The following is a 3,138-nucleotide window of genomic DNA, read 5'->3' on the forward strand; positions in this document are numbered from 1 at the left end:
TGAGCGTCACGAGAGGATCGCCGTGCCCGGCCTTGACTTGCGCGGAATGCTTTGGATTGCCCGATCGGGGTGATTGACGCTGCCGCTGGGCGATGATTGGGTGCTCCCCTCTGAAGGGGGCGACGGGGATCAGAATGACCAGCGAGTCGCATCTGCGCGAGAAGCTTCGGAAGATCGAGGCGTTGTTCGCGGGTGCAGGAACTGCTGGTGAGCGCTTGGCGGCGGAAGCCGCACTGCAGCGGGTGCGTGCCCGGGTCGAGGAGCTCGCTCGCCACGATCCACCGATCGAGCAGCAATTCTCACTTCCCGACCAATGGTCGCGGCAGCTGTTTCTGGCGCTTTGCCGTCGATACGGGCTGCGGCCGTTTCGTTACCACCGCCAGCGACGCAACACGGTGATGATCCGCGCGTCACGGGGCTTCGTTGACAAGATCCTGCTGCCGGAGTTCACCGAGCTGCAGAGGGCGCTGCAAGTCTATCTGCACGAGGTGACGCTGCGCGTGATCCGCGAGGAGATCTATGACGACACCAGCGACGCGCAGGAAGTTCCCGACGCCCTGCCGTCAAATTGATCAGGCGGCGAGCTTTGTCTCCAGACCATCGCGCTCGGCCTTCCATGTCCACGGCAGCAATGTGTGCAGCTGATTGATCTTGGTGCGTCCGGAGACAATGCGCTCGAGAACGTCGGTCAGATAATGCCGCGGGTCGATGTCTTGCAGCTTGGCCGAGTTGATGATCGACGCGAGAATGGCCCAGGTCTCGGCGCCGCCTTCACTGCCCGCAAACAAATAGTTCTTCTTTCCTAACCCTATCGGCTTGATGGTGCGTTCGACCGTATTGTTGTCGATCTCGATGCGCCCGTCATCGATGAAGCGCGTCAGGCCTTCCCAATGGTTGAGGGTGTAGCGAATCGCCTTGCCAAGGCCAGACTTCTTCGAGACTTCCAGCAGTCGTGCCTCAAGCCACGGCTTGAGGTGCTCGATCAGCGGCCTGGTTTCGGTTTGCCGAACCGCAGACCGCTGCGCCGCCGGCAGACCACGGATACGGTCTTCGATGGCATAGAACATCGCAATCCGTTGCAGCGCTTCCGCGGCAATCGGCGACTTCGTCGCGACGTGAACGTCCCAGAACTTCCGCCGCGCATGCGCGAAGCAGAATGCGAGTTGCACCAGACGGCCGCCGTTCTTGATCAGACCCTTGTAGGCGGCATAGCCGTCGACCTGCAGGATGCCCTGGTAGTCTCCGAACAGCTGTTTGGCGCGGATCGCCTTGCGATCCTCGGCAAATACGTAGACCACCGCCGGCGGTGCCGGGCCGCCCCACGGCCGGTCATCGGTGGCGATCGCCCAGAACTGGCAGACTTTGGTCCTGCCACGGCCGGGATCGAGAACCGGCAGCGGCGTCTCATCGGCAAACAGCCGCGGGTAGGAGATCACTGTGTCGCGCAACAGCGCGTGAAGCGGCCTCAGCCACCAGGCGACGCGGCCCATCCACGAAGCCAGCGTCTGACGGTCGAGCGCGACGCCCTGCGCGGCAAACATCTGTTCCTGCCGATACAGCGGCAGCTGGTAACCGTATTTCATCACCGCGATGTGGGCCAGTAAGGCTTCCGTCACCATCCCGCCCTCGACCGCCTGGGCCGGCGCGGCCGCCTGCAGCACACCCTGGCGGCATCCCCGGCAACCATAGCGCGGACGCACGATGCGCTTGACCCGGTATTGCATCGGAACGACGTCGAAGGCTTCCTTGACGGTCTCCCCGATCTTGTGCAGCCGCTCGCCGCAGCAGGGGCAGATATGGCTCTCGATATCGATCACGACGTCGATGCGCGGCAAATGCTCCGGAAGCTTCCCCCGGTTGCGTCGCGCCAGTCGCTTTCCACGGCCTTCCGCTCCATCAGGCAGCCTGCCTCCGGTCACGTCGTCGTTGGCGGCGGGACCAGCCGCCTGCGCCGTGATGGTGAAGAGAGATAGCTGTCCGGGATCCAGTGTCTCGGACCGGGGACCGAAGATCGTGCGCTTGTACTGCGACAGGATCACCAGGAGCTTGTCGTTCTCCTGGATCGCAGCATCGCGCTGGGCGATCGCTGCATCACGCTCAGCCGCCAGCGTGCTGCATTCCGCCGACAACATGGCAAGCCGTGACGACAGCGCCGTCACGGCTTTCTGGAGCAATGCTGGATCGAAAGGCAAATCAATCATGCAGCGCGTTCTACTACAGCTCTGCATGAATGCCGAACTACTCTTGATGATGATCAACCAGCTCGTGTTGGTTGATCCACAACCCGCATCGGCACACGCTTCCAGTCCGAGCCGTCGAGCAGCACCGAGAGCTGAGCATGAGATAGCGGCATGACGCCTTCCTTGATCGGCGGCCAGCTGAACTGCCCTTCGATTCTCTTGTAGTAAAGAACAAGGCCGCTTCCGTCCCAGGTCAGGATCTTCACGCGATCTCGGCGCTTGGAGCGAAACACCCACAGCCCGCCGTCGAACGGATTGGCTCCAAACGCCTCGCTCACCAGCATCGCCAGCGAGTCCATGCCGCGACGGAAATCGACCGGCTGCGTCGCGATCCAGATCGATAACCCAGCGCGGAGCCCGATCATCGGCCAACCGTCCTGACTGCCGCAAGCACCTCGCAGAGTGCTCGCCGGTCGACCGTTCCCACGACACGGATGCGAACCACGCCGACGTCGATCTCAATCGCCCCCTGCTCCTCGCATGGCGGCAATTTGCCCCCGCAGCCCGTGATCGCGACCGGCACAAAGCCTGATGGCACGCCTCCATCCCTGCGCTCCGCGAGCTTCGCCCGCGTTGCCTGACGACGCCAAAGAAACAACAGGCTCGGGCTGATGTCGTGTCGCCGCGCCACCCCGGAAGCGCTTGCACCCGGCGCGAAACTCTCCGCGACAATCGCCGCTTTCGCATCGGTCGACCAGCGCCGTCGTCGGCCGGTCCCCGTGATGATCTCGACGCGCTGCAGCGTGTCGGAGCCGTCCTCAAGGATACGCGCATGCCTATCCTTATCGCCATCCTTACAACTATCTTTTGACATGGTGACCTCGTGACGAACCAATCCACGAGATCTTCCTAGCCGACCAGATCAGCCCTCAGTGCGTGGTCGCCGGATGACGCTCAC

General features: G+C 62.8%; 4 protein-coding genes. 1 reads left to right on the forward strand and 3 read right to left on the reverse strand.

Annotation, left to right across the window (positions count from 1 at the left end; all coding sequences use genetic code 11):
- The first annotated feature begins 134 nt into the window (after positions 1 to 134).
- Entirely contained in the window at positions 135 to 572 is a 438-nt protein-coding gene (locus CWO89_RS42315; protein ID WP_130231902.1) for a hypothetical protein, read from the forward strand.
- On the opposite strand, the gene tnpC is transcribed toward CWO89_RS42315, so the two are convergent.
- The 3 genes from tnpC to tnpA all read right to left on the reverse strand — a co-directional run bounded on the left by tnpC (position 573) and on the right by tnpA (position 3,054).
- Positions 573 to 2,132 (reverse strand): IS66 family transposase, encoded by a 1,560-nt coding sequence (tnpC, locus tag CWO89_RS42320; protein WP_394570277.1) that lies wholly within the window; start codon positions 2,130 to 2,132, stop codon positions 573 to 575.
- Positions 2,133 to 2,254: 122 nt separating this feature from the next.
- The gene (tnpB, locus tag CWO89_RS42325) at positions 2,255 to 2,605 is read right to left on the reverse strand and encodes an IS66 family insertion sequence element accessory protein TnpB (protein ID WP_130231958.1); all 351 of its coding nucleotides are present in this window, start codon (positions 2,603 to 2,605) and stop codon (positions 2,255 to 2,257) included.
- Positions 2,602 to 3,054, reverse strand: a complete 453-nt coding sequence (gene tnpA, locus CWO89_RS48990) for an IS66-like element accessory protein TnpA (protein ID WP_130231960.1) — start codon at positions 3,052 to 3,054, stop codon at positions 2,602 to 2,604. The genes tnpB and tnpA overlap by 4 nt, the downstream gene beginning before the upstream one ends.
- Positions 3,055 to 3,138: the final 84 nt, after the last annotated feature.

Origin of the sequence: Bradyrhizobium sp. Leo170 (assembly GCF_004296405.1) — a bacterium.
GTDB lineage: Bacteria > Pseudomonadota > Alphaproteobacteria > Rhizobiales > Xanthobacteraceae > Bradyrhizobium.

Bases quoted from the DNA above. Each gene is read 5' to 3' on its own strand.
- CWO89_RS42315 (WP_130231902.1), top strand. From the start codon at position 135: ATGACCAGCGAGTCGCATCTGCGCGAGAAGCTTCGGAAGATCGAGGCG.
- tnpC (WP_394570277.1), bottom strand. From the start codon at position 2,132: ATGTTGTCGGCGGAATGCAGCACGCTGGCGGCTGAGCGTGATGCAGCG.
- tnpB (WP_130231958.1), bottom strand. From the start codon at position 2,605: ATGATCGGGCTCCGCGCTGGGTTATCGATCTGGATCGCGACGCAGCCG.
- tnpA (WP_130231960.1), bottom strand. From the start codon at position 3,054: ATGTCAAAAGATAGTTGTAAGGATGGCGATAAGGATAGGCATGCGCGT.